The organism is Enterococcus florum, assembly GCF_004309355.1.
Classification (GTDB): domain Bacteria; phylum Bacillota; class Bacilli; order Lactobacillales; family Enterococcaceae; genus Enterococcus_A; species Enterococcus_A florum.
This window is the reverse complement of sequence record NZ_BJCC01000019.1, coordinates 111,365-129,630: the sequence shown is the minus strand read 5'-3', so window position 1 is coordinate 129,630 and position 18,266 is coordinate 111,365. Positions and strand designations below refer to the sequence as shown.

Below are 18,266 nucleotides of genomic sequence, written 5' to 3'. Positions count from 1 at the left end.
AATATTATAGCACAGAAAAAAACGAAACAGGAGAAAAAAACGAGTATATAAGCGATTATTAAATTTTTCGTTCGGCTTTTTAGAGTTTTACACAGGTCCTATTTGTTACAGAAAGATGACAAAATCGAAAATCAAAATGAAAACACAGAACGACGGTTTCTCGTATGTTCATATCCGTGAAACAATTGTAAAATGTGGAACAAACGAGTGTAAAAAAAGAGCCTCTGGAAAGAGACTCTTAAAAAATTATTCAGCGATTTTCTTTTTCTTCGCAGCTTTTTCACGTTCTGATTTGTTTAAGATTTGTTTTCTTAAACGAATGCTCTCTGGAGTAATTTCGCAATACTCATCATCATTTAGAAATTCCAGCGATTCTTCCAATGTCAAAATGCGTGGTTTTTTGATGACAGATGTTTGATCCTTTGTGGCAGACCGTACATTGGTCATTTGTTTTGCTTTCGTGATGTTTACTCCTAGATCTTTGTCGCGGCTGTTCTCCCCGACGATCATTCCTTCGTAAACTTCTGTACCAGGTTCAACAAAAACCGTTCCGCGTTCTTCAACACTCATGATAGAGTAAGTGGTGGCTTTCCCATTGTCAACAGACACCAATGCACCATTTCGACGCCCGCCTAAATTGCCAGCGATCATCGGCAAATATTGATCAAATGTATGATTCATGATTCCATATCCACGAGTCATTGACAAAAATTCCGTAGTAAAACCGATCAATCCGCGTGCAGGAGCTAAAAATACTAAACGTACTTGACCATTGCCTGAATGGATCATGTCTTGCATTTCGGCTTTTCTTTGGCCTAACGCTTCAATTACACTGCCCATGTATTCTTCAGGTGTGTCGATCTGGACACGCTCAAATGGTTCGCAGCGAACACCATCGACGACACGTTCGATTACCTCTGGACGAGACACTTGCAACTCATAGCCCTCACGACGCATATTTTCGATCATGATTGATAAATGCAGCTCTCCACGGCCAGATACAATCCAGGCATCTGGAGAATCAGTCGGTTCGACACGCAAAGAAACATCCGTATGCAACTCAGACATCAAACGTTCCTCGATCTTACGCGCAGTAACATATTTTCCTTCACGACCTGCAAATGGAGAGTTGTTTACTAGGAAAGTCATTTGCAAAGTAGGCTCGTCAATGTGAAGAATCGGTAAAGCATCTTGATGGTCGACTGGTGTGACTGTCTCACCAACGAAGATATCTTCCATCCCTGACAAAGCGATCAAGTCTCCCGCTTTGGCTTCTTGAACTTCCAGACGTTTCAATCCAAAGAAACCAAAAATCTTAGTTACCCGGAAGTTTTTCACTGACCCATCTAACTTAAGCAAGGACACTTGGTCACCAACTTTGATTTTTCCACGGAAGATACGGCCAATCCCGATACGACCAACGTAGTCATTGTAATCTAATAGAGAAACTTGGAATTGCAATGGATCTTCGCTGTTGTCAACTGGTGCGGGAATTTTTTCAACGATGGTATCAAATACAGGAACCATGGTTTCTTCCTGATCAGCCGGATCATCAGACAAGCTAGAGGTTCCATTTAAAGCTGAAGCGTAGATCACTGGGAAATCCAATTGATCGTCGTCAGCGCCTAATTCGATAAACAATTCTAACACTTCATCAACAACTGCTTCAGGACGAGCTGAAGGCTTGTCGATTTTATTAACAACTACGATCGGGATCAAATGTTGCTCTAACGCTTTTTTCAAAACAAAACGTGTCTGAGGCATTGTCCCTTCATAGGCATCGACCACTAGCAATACACCATCAACCATTTTCATGATACGTTCAACTTCGCCGCCGAAGTCTGCGTGTCCAGGTGTGTCCATGATATTGATCTTGTAGTCTTTGTAGTTTACTGCGGTATTTTTAGCAAGAATGGTAATGCCACGCTCTTTTTCCAGCGCATTGGAGTCCATTGCCCGTTCTTGTAAGCTTACATGGCTGTCTAAGGTATCTGATTGTTTCAACATTTCATCCACTAACGTTGTTTTCCCATGGTCAACATGGGCGATAATGGCAACGTTACGAATATCATCTCTGTATTTCACTATAATTGCTCCTTTTCTTGTAACAAGTCACTCGACAAGACATTATAGCAGATATTCAGGGGAATTGTTAGTAAAACATTTTCATTTTTTCAGAAAACGAATTTTCTTAAGCAATTATTTGGATTACGTCGTCCATTGCCGCCTGGGTCAACCCGATAAAGAGTTCTCGATCTTGAAATTTTAGAGGCTGATGCTCTGCGCCAGAAAATGCCATGCCAAATTGTTCCATCATGATACTTCCCGCCGCATAATCCCAGGGGCTTAACAAACTGATATAACCAATTTGTATCCCTTTCAGGATGGCGATAAAATCAAGGCCTGCACAGCCTAACACCCGTACGCCCATTGAGCGTTCCCCAATCTCCCTTGTGTGGTAATAGTTATCGGCAAAAATAGAGATTCCCATTCCTAAAAGTCCGTCACTCAATCTCTTGTTTGGAGGAGGGGCTAATAAATCTTCATTATGATAAACCCCGCCTACTTTTCGTCCACCCCAGAATAGGTCATCTCGCATGACATCATAAATGAATCCTAATTGACCGATTCCTTCTTCGTAGACCGCCAGCATGATGCAAAAATTTTCCTTCTGCATGACAAAATTCAAGGTTCCATCAATCGGATCGATAACAAAAACTCTTCCTTTGTCAATGGGAGTCTTGTCTTGTCCGTTCTCTTCTCCTAAAATAGTCGCAGAAGAATCAAATTGTTGAATCTTATCGGCCAAAAAATCTTGAATGGACTTGTCCACATCTGTTACTAAATCGGTTCGGCTGCTCTTTTGATCAACGACAAACGTCTCTTGACGAATGGCAGTTCTAATCTTTTCTCCTGCTTCGTAAATCCATTGAATGATTTCTTTTTCCATTTTCTTCACTTCCTATTCTTATAACTGACGACAATAGTATGCTTTACATTTTAAATGACTTGCTTGTAGTATGCTCGGCTTTTTGAACCGTTCGGTAAAGAGAATACCCGCTGACGGACTCGAATTCTTTGCCTAAGCGTTTTTCCTCACCGATACTCTTCACCACCGTTTTAAATTTTTGATACCCATCTAGAAATGTTTTCGTTTCTATTCCTCTTTCATTTGCTTGTTCAACGAGGTTGAGAAAATCGATCACAGCAACCAGTTCATCTCTAGTCCAATCAGGATCGATCGGATAACTATAATTATTCAAGAGTATTCCTCCATTCCATTCATAGTGTACCATGCTTTTAGAACACAAAAAAGCCGAGCGTTTCCACTCGGCTTATCAATTTTAGGTATGAATAGGCAAGCCTAAAGCTAGTTCTGAAGCATCCATCACAATTTCTCCTAATGACGGATGCGGGTGAATCGTCAATGCGATATCCTCTGCATTCATTCCAGATTCGATCGCTAACGCCAATTCCGATACCATATCACTGGCACTAACACCAGCAATTTGAGCACCGATGATCACATTGTCTTCAACGGTTGTGACCAATCGAATAAAGCCTTCTGTTTTGGCTAGAGACAGCGCGCGTCCATTCCCGGAAAATGGGAATTTATACGCTTTTGCCTCTAAGCCAGCTTCTTTGGCTTCTTTGATCGTCATCCCAACAGAAGCAAGTTCTGGATCAGTAAACGCAACAGCAGGCATTGCTTTATAATCAATCGCAACTTTTTTACCAGAAATTGCTTCAGCAACGATTTTAGCTTCGTAGCTGGCTTTATGAGCTAAGGCCGCTCCGGGAGTGACATCTCCAATTGCATAAATGTTTGAAATATTCGTCTGTCCCTGTTCGTTAACGTGGATCAAGCCGCGCTCGTCCATTTCAACTCCAGCTTGTTCAAGTCCCATGTCATTCGTATTTGGCCAACGCCCAACGGTTACCATGACATAATCCGCCTCAATGGTTTCTTCCTTGCCATCTACTTCATAGCGAATACTTACACTGTCGCCGTTATCCTTCGCTTCTCTAGCCATCGCCGAGGTAATGATCTTGACTCCTTTTTTCTTGAAATCATCTTCCACGATCTTTACCATGTCTTTTTCATACGTAGGCAAGATTTGCGGAGTCCCTTCAAGAATGGTTACGTCAGAGCCTAAATTGGCATACGCTCCGCCAAGCTCAGCTCCGATGACACCACCGCCGATGATTACAAATTTCTTAGGAACTTCTTCCAAGCTTAGTCCGCCAGTCGAATCCAAGACCCTGCCGCCGAATTTGAACCCAGGAATCTCAATTGGACGAGAACCTGTAGCAACAATCGCGTTGTTGAAGGAATACGTTTGAGCTGAGTCTGGATGGATCACACGTAGAGTATGATCATCCACGAAGAATGCTTCTCCTTCAATCGTTTCGATTTTATGCTTTTTAAGTAAAAATTTCACACCGCCAGTTAATTTATCTACGACTTGGCTTTGTTTCCATTCTTGGGTTTTTGTAAAATCCAATTTTACATTTTCGCTAGTTACACCAAATGTCGTTGAATCCAATGATTCTTGATAATGATGCCCAGCAGCGATCAAGGCTTTAGATGGAATACATCCGACGTTCAGACAAACACCGCCGATATATTCCCTTTCAATAATGGCGACGGTTTGTCCCATTTGTGCAGCACGGATGGCGGCAACATACCCGCCAGGCCCCGCACCGATGATCACTGTATCTAATTCAATCGCGAAATCTCCAACTACCATGTTTCAATCATCCTTCCATTAGTAATAGTTCTGGTTCAGCCAATAGACGTTTGATGTTGTTCATGGCCTGTTGCGCAGTCGCTCCATCAACAATTCGATGGTCAAAGCTCAGCGATAATTTCATTACGCGACCGACTGCTAGTTCACCTTCTTGATTGACGATTGGTTGTTGCGAAATCGTTCCAACACCTAGTATGGCAACCTCAGGATGGTTAATCACCGGTGTGAAAAATCCGCCGCCGACAGAACCAATGTTTGAAATACTGATAGTTCCATTTCGCATATCCTCTGCTGATAGTTTTCCATCATGTGCTTCAGCAGCCTTTTCGTTGATTTCATCAGCAATCGCAAACATACTTTTCATATTGGCATTTTTAATATTCGGAACATACAACCCGTGATCCGTATCTGTCGCAATCCCGATGTTGTAATAGTTTTTGTAAACAATCTCTTGAGCAGCATCATCAATTGAAGCATTTAAGACAGGATATTTCTTCACTGTAGCAGTCAACGCTTTTACCACGTAAGGCAAGAAAGTAAGTTTAGTGCCATTTTCAGCTGCAACTTCTTTGAATTTTTTACGATGATCCCAAAGTTTAGATACTTCAACTTCATCATGCAATGTTACATGCGGAGCCGTTTGTTTACTATTGACCATCGCCTTGGCAATTGCTTTTCGCGTTGGCGTCATTTTTTCACGAGTTTCCATCTCACCCATATCTGAACGATAAGGGGTTGCTGGGGCAGCTTTGGGTTTAGATGGTTCTGAAACTTCAGAACCGGCTGTTGCTTTTTCAGCTGCTTCGATTTTTTCAGCTTGGGATTCTGTTTGCTGACCACCGCCAGACAAGAAGTTTTCGATATCTTCTTTGGTCACACGTCCACCTTTTCCAGTAGCGGAAACTTGAGTGATTTCTACATCTTTTTCACGAGCAAATTGACGCACGGACGGCATCGCTAAAACTCGCTTATTGGGATCAGCTGCTTCACCTGAAGTATCTTTTGAGACACCTTTTGCTGATTCCTCAGTAGATTCGGAATCCTTTTCTTTTACTGGATCACTTGAAGCGGCACTGTTATGTCCAGGTGCGTCAATTTCTACTAAGACGTCCCCGACATTAGCTACTGTGCCTTCTTCAACTAAAATGGTTTTGATTGTCCCCTTAACAGGTGAAGGAATTTCTTCTACTGATTTGTCATTTTGAACCTCTAGCAATGTATCGTCTTCTTCGATCGTATCGCCAGATTTTACAAACCATTTGACGATTTCGCCCTCCGCAATCCCTTCTCCGATATCTGGTAATTTGAACTGGAATACTCCTTCGCCGTTAGAACTTTCTGTTGGTTCAGCCGCTGGATGAGCCGGCGTCTGTTCTTCATCGGGAGCAGAAGTCTTCTCTGAATCAGATGTATCCGTCTGTCCTTCAGCGTCAATTTCTACTAGAATATCTCCAACATTAGCTACAGTTCCTTCTTCAACAACAATCGTTTTGATCGTTCCAGTAACGGGTGAAGGAATTTCTTCCACTGATTTATCGTTTTGAACTTCTAATAACGTGTCGTCTTCTTCGATCGTATCACCAGGTTTTACAAACCATTTAACGATTTCACCTTCTGCGATACCTTCTCCAATATCCGGCAATTTAAATTGATAAGCCATTCTTTATTCGCTCCTTTTTTAAAACTCAACGATTTCTTTCACTTTTACTTCGATATCTGCTGCATTTGGCAACCAAATACCTTCTGCCTGTCCAAATGGGAAAATCGTATCTGGAGCAGAAACACGGCCAATCGGTGCTTCTAATGAAAGAATTGAACGTTCAGATATCTCTGAAACTACTTGTGCAGCAACTCCGGCTTGTTTTTGTGCTTCCTGAACTACCACTACCCGCCCAGTTTTTTCAACGGATTTGATGATCGTTTGAACGTCCAAAGGAGCCACCGTGCGAAGATCGACAATTTCAACGCTGATATCTTCTTTTGCTAAATTGTCTGCCGCTTTGATTGCTTCACGCACCATCGCGCCATAGGTAATGATTGAAACATCTGAACCCTCTCTAGTTACTGCTGCTTTGTCTAACGGTACTTCATAAATTCCCTCCGGTACTTCGTCACGGAACGAGCGATACAACTTCATGTGCTCTAGGAAAACGACCGGATCGTTGTTTCGAATAGAAGCGATCAATAATCCTTTGGCATCATATGGGTTAGATGGAATTACCACTCGTAATCCTGGAGATTGCGCCATTAGACCTTCTAAGTTGTCTGAGTGCAATTCTGGTGTATGAACGCCTCCGCCAAAAGGTGCTCGAATCGTTACAGGTAAATTTCTTGTATTTCCCATACGGTAGCGGGTGCGCGCCATTTGTCCGACGATCTCATCCATTGCCTCGAAGACAAACCCGAAGAACTGGATTTCTGGAACAGGACGAAATCCTTCTAAAGCCAAACCAAACGCGAGACCTCCGATTCCTGATTCAGCAAGCGGGGTATCGAATACACGTTCTTCTCCAAATTTTTCCTGTAGACCCTCTGTCGCTCGGAAAACACCACCGTTGCTGCCGACATCTTCCCCAAATACTAGGACATCTTCTTCTTTTTCAAGCATCAGAGCTAAGGCATCTGTAATTGCTTGGATCATTGTTTTTTGTGCCATGATTTATTTCGACTCCTTTGCTTCATAAAATTCAATTTGTTCCTTGATGTTTTGCGGTTGTACTTCATACATATTCTTTAAGAAATCAGAGATCTTTTGCTTAGGTGCACGATCTGCATCTGCAATTGCTTGTTTGATCTCTTCTTTCGTTTGTTCAATGATTTCCTCTTCTTTGTCTTCGGACCATAATCCTTTTTCAGCCAGGTAATTCCGGAAACGGATCAATGGATCTTTCAATTGCCATTCATCATCCATATCTTTGGTACGATAGCGGGTTGGATCATCTCCTGATAAGGTATGAGGACCATAACGATAAGTCAACGCTTCGATCAGAACCGGACCATTTCCATTGATCGACCATTCGCGAGCCATTTTTGAGACAGTGTAAACTGCCAATGGGTCCATTCCATCTACTTGAATACCAGGAATCCCAGCAGCTACCGCCTTTTGAGCCAATGTTTTAGCAGCTGTTTGTTTTTCTCGAGGTGTTGAGATAGCAAATCCATTGTTTTGAATATAGAAAACAGCATTTGCCTTATAGGCTCCTGCAAAGTTGATTGCTTCATAAAAATCACCTTGTGATGAACCACCGTCACCCGTATAAGTGAACACAACATTCTTTTTATTTCGCTTCTTCAAGCCCAGTGCTACTCCCGCTGCTTGAACGTATTGTGCGCCGATAATAATTTGTGGAGGTAACGCTTGAAGATCCTCTGGGTATAAATTACCTGCCATGTGACCACGAGACCATAGGAATGCTTCTGAAAGCGGCAGACCATGTTGAATAAGTTGTGGAACATCTCGATAGCCAGGAAGAAGCACATCTTCTTTTTCAAATGCAAAGTGACTAGCCAGCTGACTCGCTTCTTGCCCTGCTGTAGGCGCATAAAAACCAAGTCGCCCTTGACGATTCAATGCCGTTGAACGTTGATCCAAAACACGTGACCAAACCATACGCTTCATTAACTCCACCAATTCATCATCAGATAGATCAGGAACTAATTCTTCGTTGACGATCTTCCCCTCTTGATCAAGGGCTTGATAAATCGGGAAATCAGCATTGATGTTCTCCATTAAGGCTTCAAAATTAATCTTGTTCTTTTTTTCTGCCATGTTGTAATACATTCCTCTCTGTTGATCATTTCATTAATACAGCTAACTAATCTGTATTATTGTTTTACTGCTTACAATACTAAAGTACCATTTTTATACGCGAATGACAACAAATATGCTGTGGCATTCTGAACAAAATAAAGCGATTTACAATTATAGCTTGTGAGTTTAAAAACGGAATACTATTATTCAATAAAAAAAGCGTTAAAATAGTGGTTGTGCTAATTTATAAACGCTTTTAAAACGGCTTAAAAACGTTTTTTTCACTTTTCACCTTCTTGTGAAATTAAGAACTATTTACTAAAACAGCTTATAACATTCCAGTCAAAAAAACAGAGTAGCATAGGTAGCTACTCTGTTACAATTAGATCCATTCTCTTGTGATTTTTATATAAAAATATTTTGCTATTTGAATCGCAAGCATATATGCTGCGACAATGCCAACGAACCAGATCCAATAATTTACAGGCAATTGCACGAAATCAAATTGTTCGCGTAATGGGGTCAGAACGATCGTAATCCCTACACCTACAGCGCCTAGCAAACTGAATAATACAGGCAATGAGGAACGGCTTTGTAAGAACGGAATTTTTCTTGTTCTTACCATTAACACGACTAATGCTTGTGTTGCTAATCCGACCATAAACCAACCTGTTTGAAAAAGGCTTTGTTCTGCGATCGTATTTGCTCCAAAAACAAACCACATCACTAAAAAGGTCAAAATGTCAAAGATCGAACTAACAGGCCCAATGAAAATCGTAAACTTCATCAACCCGGTAGTTTCCCAGCGTGTTGGTCTCTCTAACTCTTCCTCATCTACTCTATCCCAAGGAATTGTCAATTGAGCGATATCATAAATGAGATTTTGTAACAGCAGCTGCAAAGACAGCATTGGTAAAAATGGCAAGAAAGCACTGGCCACCAGAATAGAGAAAACATTTCCGAAGTTTGAACTGATTGTAATTTTGATATATTTCATCATATTGCTAAACACACGTCTGCCTTCGATCACTCCATTTTCTAGCACATTCAAGCTCTTCTCTAGTAAAATGATGGAGCTTGCATCCTTCGTGATATCAGCAGCGGTGTCTACCGAAATACCCACATCTGCTTTTCTTAGAGCCGGAGCGTCATTGATACCATCTCCCATAAAGCCCACAGTGTGTCCGCTGGTTTGTAATGCTTCAATGATTCTTGCTTTTTGCATAGGATTAAGTTTTGCAAACAAATGAATCTGTTCGGCTTTGTTTTGCAGCTGCTCATCCGTTAACTCGTCTACTTGTGTACCAAGCAAGTATTGAGCAGCATCGATTCCGACATCTTGACAAACTTTTTGAGCCACAATTGCATTGTCACCAGTCAGAACTTTCACGGAAACACCGTGTTGATGCAAAGACGAGATTGCTGTGATCGCAGATTCCTTTGCGGGATCTAAAAAGCCCATAAAACCAATTAAGGTCATATCCTTTTCATCCTCCACACTGTATACTGCATCGCTGTGTGCATCTCTTTTCATTGCAACCGTGATTACACGCATTCCTTGACGATTCATTGTTTCATTGACTTCATTTAGTTGTTGTCGTAGATCTTCGGTCAATTCTAAGATCTCTCCATTGATTTCAACATATTTACACACCGCAGACATTTCCTCAACAGCACCTTTAGTGATCATCCATTGGTGGCCGTCCGCTTTTACCACTACTGTTAACCGGCGACGAGAAAAATCAAAAGGAATTTCATCGATCTTTTGAACATCCTTAAAATTCAATTGCCGCTTCTGTTCTTCATAGTAATTAATTACCGCGATATCCATCAAGTTTTTCCAACCTGTTTGATGTGTTGAATTTAGAAAAGCCAAATCTAAAACTTCGTCATTTTCCTTTCCTAACGGATCCAGATGCTGCACCAATACCACTCGATCTTCAGTGATTGTCCCTGTTTTATCAGTACATAACACATCCATACTGCCTAAATTTTGAATGGAAGGGAGCTCCTTAACGATCACTTTGTGCTTCGATAGTGTCATCGCTCCTTTGGCTAAATTAGAGCTCACGATCATTGGCAGCATTTCAGGAGTCAACCCGACCGCGACTGCAATGGCAAAGAAGAATGCATTTCCCCAATCCCCCTTGGTAATCCCGTTGATTACAAAAACCAATGGGAATAGTACCAGAATCAACCGCAGCAATACTTTACTAACTCGTGACAAGCCGCTATCAAAAGAAGTTTTTCCCCTTTTAGTAGTAGCATTTTTGGCAATATCACCAAAAAAAGTGTGTTGTCCTGTTTTTAAAATAATAGCTTTTCCTTGTCCGCTTAACACATCCGTTCCCATAAACACAAGATTCGTTGTATCCAACGCCGTGTCATCCTGTCCTACTTTCTGATCAGACACAAATTTTTCGACAGGCATTGATTCCCCGGTCAAAGAGGATTGGTTCACAAACAAATCCTTTGTCCAGATCAAAACAGCATCTGCAGGAATCATGTCTCCAGTCGCTAGTGTTAGAATGTCTCCTGGAACGACTTCATCCATAGGAATTTCTTTTGTTTCTCCTTCACGAGTGATCGCTGCAGTATTTTCAATCAGTTCCTTTAACTCAATACTGGCCTTTTGCGACCGATATTCTTGAATGAATGTAATCAGCGCACTAGATAAAATCATAATACCCATAACGATAGCAGCTTCATAATCCGCTGTTAAAATAGAAACGACCATTAACAAAGCCAATACATATACAAACAAGTCATTGAATGCTTGAATAAATAATAACAAGGCTGGTGTAGGTTTTTGTGCAGAAACTTCATTAGGACCATATTCTTCTAACCGCGACTGAGCATCCTTTTCCGATAGACCTTGCAACGAAGTGCGCAGAGTCAAAAAAAGATCGCGATCAGATAGTATTGCCAGTTTTTTTAATTCTTGGTCTTTGTTTACTTTGCGTGAGATGAGGTTTTTTCTGTTCATCATCATAATTCCTCCTAACATTGAAGAAAACGTAAGTTCTCTTCGATCGTGTTTTCGCTTTTCTTTGACTACTTCCTTCAGGATGATCCATTGTCCCTCACCTCTCTTTCATTCCTCATAGATAAGTCTCATTGAACAGTGCATGATTTGCTGTCTCTTACCGGATATGTACAACGAACAGCACATAAAAAAGCGCGCACTCGAAAATGAGCACGCGCTTTAGCAATCATGGTCATCGTCGAGCTTTAGCACTATAGGGCGTAGACAGAATATCTGTCAGCTGCATTATGAATCACCTTCACGATGATTCCTGTTCCACCAACTAAGAGTCTCTCGATTCTTTCGCGGCAGCAGCTTGTGTCCATATAGGAGCCTCACCTAACAATTAATTATATTTTCAACATCACTATAATCAATTATTTTAGATCTGTCAATGATGATGATTGGTTTTCAGAAAACAACTTTTGTTTTTGTAAGAATTTATCCACTTTTGTATTGGGCCCTGCTGAAAAATAATCAGCAAACTTTTGACTCCACAGTTTCGTTTCACGTGCTTCAGCAAAGGTCTGCATCGTCGTGACATATTCCTCAATAACATCGTAATCATAGTCCTGATAGTGATCATAATGAATAACTGCCTTTTCAGGCAAGCGAGGTTTTACTCGCATCTCAACGATCGGTTTGCCAATGCTCAGCCCAGCAAGCGGCATCACATAATCTGGCAAATTCAACAAGCGACTGATTTCATCGATATCTTTACGAATGCTTCCAACTACAACACTGCCTAATCCTAGTGCCTCTACAGCAATGACTGCATTTTCCAAAGCTAAAGAAGCGTCTGTAACGGCAGTAATCAAAAAATCTAAGCCCTTATTCATAGGATAATCAACCTCGAAATGGTCTGCGACTTTTTTCGTTCGCTTTAAATCTGCAACGAATAACAAGAAAACCGAACTTTTCAACATGTGAGGATTTCCAGGATTCATGTCTACGAATTTTCGTCGCAGCTCTAAATCCCTTATTACGATTATGCTATACATTTGTCCATTCATCCAACTCGGTGCCTGCCTGCTTGCATCAAGGATGTACTGCAGATCCTCTTGTTTTAACTGGTAGTTTTCATCAAAATCACGATACGTACGATGTTCCTTCATAACCTTTAACGTTTCATTCAACCGATTCCCCTCCTAAACAAATTGAAATCTCTTTGAGTCTTTTAACAAAATCATTCATTTCATCAAAAGACATACGCGTATAATTTATCCGCATAGACATTGTATCATTACTGAAAAGAAAAGAGGGCGCCACCAGTAGATTTTTTTGCAAGAAAATCCGCCAGTCTTTTCGTGTCAGAGTTCTCCCTTTCCAAGTCAACCAGCCATAGAGTCCTCCCTGAATTGGATGACACGTCCAGTTCGAACCGAGTTCATCCACGATGTTCTCAAAATATTCTGCCCTTTCTTTCAAGGTTTGTACTAAGTGTGCTCGGTTTTTCTCAAATGATTTATCCGATAAGGCGGTATGAGCGATTACTTGCGGGAAAATACTAATAGAAAAGTCCATCCTTTGTTTTGCCTCAGCCAACCGCTGAATCAAGGCGCGATCAGCTACGATCCAGCCAATTTTGATCGATGATCCAAAGATTTTGGACAAAGACCCCAAATGAATGACCTGACGCGGAGAAATCGCCTTTAGCGATAAAGGCAGTTTTTTGAAATGCAATTCACTAAACACATCGTCCTCTATCAACGGGATTTGATATTTTAAACTTAATGCAATCAGTTCTTCTCTTCGCTTTAGAGACATCGTTTGTCCAGTAGGATTTTGAAAGGTCGGATTCACAATGATCAGTTTGATGCGCTTTGCAAGTATTAATTGTTCCAATTCATCGATCCTGATTCCTGCTTGGTCAGAGGAAACGCCGTAAACCTTGATACCGGCAGTCTCAAAAATAGGCAATGAATAGAGAAATGACGGGTCTTCGATCGCAACGGTATCCCCATTCTCCAATAAGACCTGCAATAATAAGAATAATGCCTGTTGAGCACCTGAGGTTATCAAGATTTGGCTACTGTCGACCTGAATATCTTGTTCGCTTTTTAATCGTTTGCAAATAACCTCTTGAAGTAGTGGATATCCCAACTCGGTTTGTTTTCTTTCTTCGATCAGCAACTCTTCCCATGTATAAGAAGGAAAACGAAAATCTGGAATCAGATTCAAAGGGAGCTCTCCAGAAAAAAGATTCATCACTGTTTTTTCCTTGGTCTTTTCTTGTAGTGCCTGCAAATAAGGATCCTTTTGATAAGAATCAGGTTTAAGCATTTTTCGCCAATCAACACGCGGTGCAGCACTTCGCCCCCACTTTGTTTCGTTGACGATCGTTCCGCTGCCTCGTTTGCGAAGAACCCAGCCAAGAGCAGCCAACTCATCTAGAGCATGGACGACTGTAGAACGATTGACATCGAATGCTTCAGCCAATCGCCGTTCCGATGGCAATCGTTCTCCTGGCTGCAATTGTCCTTCTTGAATATAAGTAACGATTTGTTCAATGATCTGTTGGTAGATCGGTTTTTTTTCTGTTTTGTTCAAGAACCACATGAAAAACACTCTTTTCTAATTGGATGATCCAAAACTAACCCAATTTAGCTACCTTGTCAAATACAAAAAAAGACGACTTACATAAGCCGCCTCTCTATACTTAAATGGTATCCCCATTAAAAATAGAATTTTTTACAATGACATAATCAACTTTACGGATGGCTTCCAAATCTTTTCCGCCAGCATAAGAAATGGAGGATTGTAAATCTTGTTCCATCTCAACCAATGTGTCTTTTAAACTACCTTTATAAGGAATCCAAATTTTCTTACCTTCAACATTTCTCTTTTCACCTTTTTGAAATTCAGACGCACTTCCGAAGTATTCCTTGTACACCACACCATTTTCCACCTTTGTTTCTCCAGGCGATTCTTCATGGCCGGCAAAAAGTGACCCGATCATCACCATTGAAGCACCAAAACGCACCGATTTTGCGATGTCTCCGTGTGTACGAATCCCGCCATCCGCGAGAATCGGTTTACGTGCTGCTTTTGCACACCATCGCAGTGCAGAAAGTTGCCATCCTCCGGTTCCAAAACCCGTTTTGATTTTAGTGATGCAAACCTTGCCAGGCCCTATACCAACTTTCGTTGCATCCGCACCGGCATTCTCTAATTCACGTACAGCTTCGGGGGTACCAACATTTCCAGCGATAACAAACGTATTAGGCAAATGCATCTTAATATGTTTGATCATTCTGATGACACTATCAGAATGCCCATGAGCTATATCGATGGTCATATAGTCTGGTTGCAGCTTTTGACTAGCTAACTCCTCAACAAACATATACTCATTGGCTTTCACACCCACACTGATTGAAGTAATCAACTTTTTCTCTTGCATTCTTTTAATAAATGGAATGCGATCCAATTCATCAAAACGATGCATAATATAGAAATAGCCATTTTCAGCCAAAAATTCGGCAATTTCTTCATCCACGATCGTTTGCATATTTGCTGGGACGACCGGCATTCTGAATGTGTGCTTGCCTAGAGTTATACTAGTGTCACATTCTGAACGACTGTTTACAATACATTTATTTGGAACTAACTGCACATCTTCATAATCAAATATTTTCACTAAGGACCCTCCATGATGAAAGACATAAAAAACGCAGGGATTTTGATCCCTACGTAATTTACAACAAATAAAGTTAAAAATCAAGCCCTTTTTCAAATTGTCATGACCAAACCCGAACATTCCTCTAAACGATTTGGTTTTCCCTTAACATTTTTGCCTGTAGACTAACAAGATAAACCACGTCTTCCATCTCTGCCTCCGAGGTCACCTTCATCTCGATTTGATTCGCCCCGTTGATCGTATGAAGATAAACAGCTTTGAATTCGTTCGACATGACTTTCAGCATTGGGTCTAAATAGTCTTTGGCAAATGGCGGGATAGGTGTGATAACTGAAAAATAGTCATCATGGACTAGAATACGGCATAACAGTCCACCATATTGGACAATTTCGATATACCACCCGAATTTTTTTTGAAACATTATTTTGACCTCTGGATCGTAATGGCGATTCAATTGCGCCAATAAGATTTTCAAATAATGCGAGTTTGGCAAAAAGTCCATAAATGTACTTAATTCTGGTTTTTCTTCTTTTAATTGCTTCGTTTGCCATTTGTTTTCCATAGCCCTCACCTCTTCCATTAGGGCATGTCATTTCCGGCAGCAAGGTAAATGCTGTACCAGTCCTCCTTCGACAATACAATCTGAGAAGCTCTTGCAATTTGTTTGATGCGGTCTATGTTCATCGTTCCCGCGATTACTTGCATATTCGCTGGATGGCGAAGAATCCACGCACTTGCCAATCCTGTTGGTGTGGTATAATACTTATCAGACAATTCGGCTAATTTTTGGTTTAATTCTGGGAATTTCGGGTTGTCAATAAAGACTCCCTCAAAAAAACCATACTGGTACGGAGACCAAGCTTGGATCGTCATTTGATTGATACGTGAGTAATTTAAGATTTCTCCATCATGGTCAATACTTCTCGCATCTGTCATATTAACATGGATTCCCTGGTCGATCATTCCAGTATGCATAATCCCAAATTGCAATTGGTTGGCAACTAATGGTTGAGTGACTGCTGTCTTTAACAATTCGATCTGATTAGGACTTTGGTTGCTTACGCCAAAATAACGTACTTTTCCTTGCTTTTCCAACTGAGAAAATGCTTCAGCCACTTCTTCTGGTTCGACCAGTGTGTCCGGGCGATGCAATAGTAACGCATCCAAATAATCGGTTTTCAGGCGTTTTAAACTTCCTTCAACGGAGGAAATAATATGCTCTTTGGAGAAATCAAACATTTTCCCGGGTATGATGCCGCATTTGCTCTGAATGACCAATTTTTCTCTGGAAATCTCCGTCTTTTCTAAAGCCGAAGCAAAAATGGACTCACATTCCCCCCCAGAATAAATATCTGCATGGTCAAAGAAGTTGATCCCTTCATTGTACGCTGTCTCGATCACTTTTGTCGGATTCTCTGCCTTATTTATACGCATGCAGCCTAAAATGATTGCAGCTACATCTAAATCTGTTTTTCCAAATTTTACTTTCTTCATTCCGCCACCTCAATCTAATCCTATTTTCATTTTTCATTTTAGCATTTATTATAATATTTGTCATTTTTTAAACACTTTATTTAAAACCCATAAATTTCATAAAGAAAGAGGTATAAATAAGTGTTCTACCAACATTTCACAATCTACTGATTATCGCTTAATCTAATTCATTTTAGGAGATAGATATTGGTTTTGCGATATTGATATCTCGTAAAACAAAAGGCCAATTTATTATACACTTAGAATGTTCAAAGAATCAACAAGTGACAGCCATAAATTTTAAAGTGAATAAATCATCGCACAAAAAAAAGCGCGTTTCCGCACTTTTAGTGGTCATGCTATTTGTAGCTTTTATCGCCAATATCTTTTCGATAGAATAAGCCTTGCATCTTTTGGCTCTCTAAGGCATGATAAGCCTTCTTTTGCGCTTCTTGAATTGTTTCAGCACTGGCTTCAACCAAAAGGACTCTTCCACCGTTAGCAGTTAGTTGACCGTCTTTTTCGGCTACTCCCGCGTAAAAGATCGTCACATCCCCAGAAAATGATGGAAGCTTCATTCCTTTTTGATAAGAACCTGGATAGCCTTCTGCCGCTACTACAACACCGATCGAAGCGATATCCTTCCATACCAATTCTGGGACTTTACCATTCAACAGATCGTCGATAACCATTGCTAAGTCGCTGGCCATCCTAGGCAAAACAACTTGCGTTTCGGGATCGCCAAAGCGTGCATTGAACTCGATGACTTTTGGTCCCTCTTTTGTAGCAATCAATCCTGCATATAAAATACCTGTGAAAGGTGTTTTATTTTTGATCATTCCTTTTGCTGCGGGTTTTAAAATTTGATTGATGGCCTCATCAACCATCGCTTCACGAATTTGAGGTACTGGTGAGTACGCACCCATGCCGCCTGTATTCGGCCCTTTATCTTGGTCGAATGCTCGCTTGTGATCTTGAGCAATCACCATTGGGTACACTTCGTCATTCCGTACGAAGGCCAATAAAGAGAATTCTTCACCGTCTAAAAATTCTTCGATCACGACTTTCGCGCCGCTTTCTCCGAACTTATTTTCTGCCATCATTTCCTTCAAGGCAGTCAAAGCTTCTTCCATCGTAAAAGCAACAGTAACTCCTTTGCCAGCAGCTAAGCCGTCCGCCTTGATAACGATCGGTGCACCTTTTTCCTTCACATAGCTGCAAGCAGATGTATAATCAGTAAAAGCTGCGTACTCTGCAGTCGGAATGTCGTTATCGACCATTATTTTTTTAGCAAATTCTTTTGAACCCTCAATCATCGCGGCATCTTTATTTGGCCCGAAAGCTTTTAATCCCGCTGCTTGAAAATCATCAACGATTCCATTTAACAAGGGCACTTCAGGACCAACAAAAGTCCAATCGATTTGGTTGTCTTTAACAAAAGAAATCAACTTCTGATGATCATTTTCAACGATTGGAACCGTTTGAATCCCATCTTTTTCCATCCCAGGATTCCCCATTGCACAGTAAACGGCTGTCACCTTAGGACTTTCTAAGATTTTTTTTGCAATAGCATGTTCTCGTCCGCCACTGCCAATAATCAGCACCTTCATTTAGTACCTCCTCGTTTTC

14 protein-coding genes and 1 riboswitch are annotated in these 18,266 nt (G+C 41.0%); all 14 genes read right to left on the bottom strand.

Translation table 11 applies throughout. The features are described 5' to 3' along the window. Positions 1 to 246 precede the first annotated feature (246 nt). Positions 247 to 2,085, bottom strand: coding sequence for a translational GTPase TypA (gene typA, locus NRIC_RS12190; RefSeq protein WP_146622980.1), 1,839 nt, complete (start codon positions 2,083 to 2,085; stop codon positions 247 to 249). 106 nt (positions 2,086 to 2,191) lie between these two features. Further along, a complete protein-coding gene (locus NRIC_RS12185; protein WP_146622979.1) occupies positions 2,192 to 2,950 on the bottom strand; it encodes an inositol monophosphatase family protein in 759 nt (252 codons plus the stop codon). 43 nt (positions 2,951 to 2,993) lie between these two features. Continuing rightward, complete coding sequence (locus tag NRIC_RS12180; protein WP_146622978.1) at positions 2,994 to 3,263, bottom strand: UPF0223 family protein; 270 nt, start codon at positions 3,261 to 3,263, stop codon at positions 2,994 to 2,996. An 81-nt stretch (positions 3,264 to 3,344) separates the two neighbouring features. Further along, entirely contained in the window at positions 3,345 to 4,751 is a 1,407-nt protein-coding gene (lpdA, locus tag NRIC_RS12175; protein ID WP_146622977.1) for a dihydrolipoyl dehydrogenase, read from the bottom strand. 7 nt (positions 4,752 to 4,758) lie between these two features. Then, complete coding sequence (locus NRIC_RS12170) at positions 4,759 to 6,411, bottom strand: dihydrolipoyllysine-residue acetyltransferase (RefSeq protein ID WP_146622976.1); 1,653 nt, start codon at positions 6,409 to 6,411, stop codon at positions 4,759 to 4,761. 18 nt (positions 6,412 to 6,429) lie between these two features. Further along, positions 6,430 to 7,407, bottom strand: a complete 978-nt coding sequence (locus NRIC_RS12165; protein ID WP_146622975.1) for an alpha-ketoacid dehydrogenase subunit beta — start codon at positions 7,405 to 7,407, stop codon at positions 6,430 to 6,432. Positions 7,408 to 7,410: 3 nt separating this feature from the next. Beyond that, on the bottom strand, positions 7,411 to 8,520 hold the full coding sequence (gene pdhA / locus NRIC_RS12160) for a pyruvate dehydrogenase (acetyl-transferring) E1 component subunit alpha (RefSeq protein ID WP_146622974.1): 1,110 nt from the start codon (positions 8,518 to 8,520) through the stop codon (positions 7,411 to 7,413). A gap of 364 nt (positions 8,521 to 8,884) precedes the next feature. Continuing rightward, positions 8,885 to 11,488: a magnesium-translocating P-type ATPase gene (gene mgtA, locus NRIC_RS12155; protein ID WP_175580075.1), complete on the bottom strand. Its 2,604-nt coding sequence runs from the start codon at positions 11,486 to 11,488 to the stop codon at positions 8,885 to 8,887. 224 nt (positions 11,489 to 11,712) lie between these two features. Further along, a riboswitch (M-box (ykoK) riboswitch) is annotated at positions 11,713 to 11,881 on the bottom strand. Positions 11,882 to 11,904: 23 nt separating this feature from the next. Then, complete coding sequence (locus NRIC_RS12150) at positions 11,905 to 12,663, bottom strand: nitroreductase family protein (RefSeq protein ID WP_146622972.1); 759 nt, start codon at positions 12,661 to 12,663, stop codon at positions 11,905 to 11,907. Next, positions 12,656 to 14,086: an aminotransferase-like domain-containing protein gene (locus NRIC_RS12145; RefSeq protein ID WP_146622971.1), complete on the bottom strand. Its 1,431-nt coding sequence runs from the start codon at positions 14,084 to 14,086 to the stop codon at positions 12,656 to 12,658. Before NRIC_RS12145 ends, NRIC_RS12150 begins: the two co-directional genes overlap by 8 nt. 100 nt (positions 14,087 to 14,186) lie before the next feature. Next, positions 14,187 to 15,164, bottom strand: coding sequence for a GMP reductase (gene guaC / locus NRIC_RS12140; RefSeq protein WP_146622970.1), 978 nt, complete (start codon positions 15,162 to 15,164; stop codon positions 14,187 to 14,189). A 124-nt stretch (positions 15,165 to 15,288) separates the two neighbouring features. Continuing rightward, positions 15,289 to 15,726, bottom strand: coding sequence for a DUF3788 family protein (locus tag NRIC_RS12135; RefSeq protein ID WP_227873790.1), 438 nt, complete (start codon positions 15,724 to 15,726; stop codon positions 15,289 to 15,291). 17 nt (positions 15,727 to 15,743) lie between these two features. After that, complete coding sequence (locus tag NRIC_RS12130) at positions 15,744 to 16,658, bottom strand: aldo/keto reductase (protein WP_146622968.1); 915 nt, start codon at positions 16,656 to 16,658, stop codon at positions 15,744 to 15,746. A 338-nt stretch (positions 16,659 to 16,996) separates the two neighbouring features. Continuing rightward, a complete protein-coding gene (gene purD, locus NRIC_RS12125) occupies positions 16,997 to 18,247 on the bottom strand; it encodes a phosphoribosylamine--glycine ligase (protein WP_146622967.1) in 1,251 nt (416 codons plus the stop codon). Positions 18,248 to 18,266 lie beyond the last annotated feature (19 nt).

Bases quoted from the DNA above. Each gene is read 5' to 3' on its own strand.
- NRIC_RS12185 (WP_146622979.1), bottom strand. From the start codon at position 2,950: ATGGAAAAAGAAATCATTCAATGGATTTACGAAGCAGGAGAAAAGATT.
- lpdA (WP_146622977.1), bottom strand. From the start codon at position 4,751: ATGGTAGTTGGAGATTTCGCGATTGAATTAGATACAGTGATCATCGGT.
- NRIC_RS12170 (WP_146622976.1), bottom strand. From the start codon at position 6,411: ATGGCTTATCAATTTAAATTGCCGGATATTGGAGAAGGTATCGCAGAA.
- NRIC_RS12165 (WP_146622975.1), bottom strand. From the start codon at position 7,407: ATGGCACAAAAAACAATGATCCAAGCAATTACAGATGCCTTAGCTCTG.
- pdhA (WP_146622974.1), bottom strand. From the start codon at position 8,520: ATGGCAGAAAAAAAGAACAAGATTAATTTTGAAGCCTTAATGGAGAAC.
- mgtA (WP_175580075.1), bottom strand. From the start codon at position 11,488: ATGAACAGAAAAAACCTCATCTCACGCAAAGTAAACAAAGACCAAGAA.
- NRIC_RS12145 (WP_146622971.1), bottom strand. From the start codon at position 14,086: ATGTGGTTCTTGAACAAAACAGAAAAAAAACCGATCTACCAACAGATC.
- NRIC_RS12135 (WP_227873790.1), bottom strand. From the start codon at position 15,726: ATGGAAAACAAATGGCAAACGAAGCAATTAAAAGAAGAAAAACCAGAA.
- NRIC_RS12130 (WP_146622968.1), bottom strand. From the start codon at position 16,658: ATGAAGAAAGTAAAATTTGGAAAAACAGATTTAGATGTAGCTGCAATC.
- purD (WP_146622967.1), bottom strand. From the start codon at position 18,247: ATGAAGGTGCTGATTATTGGCAGTGGCGGACGAGAACATGCTATTGCA.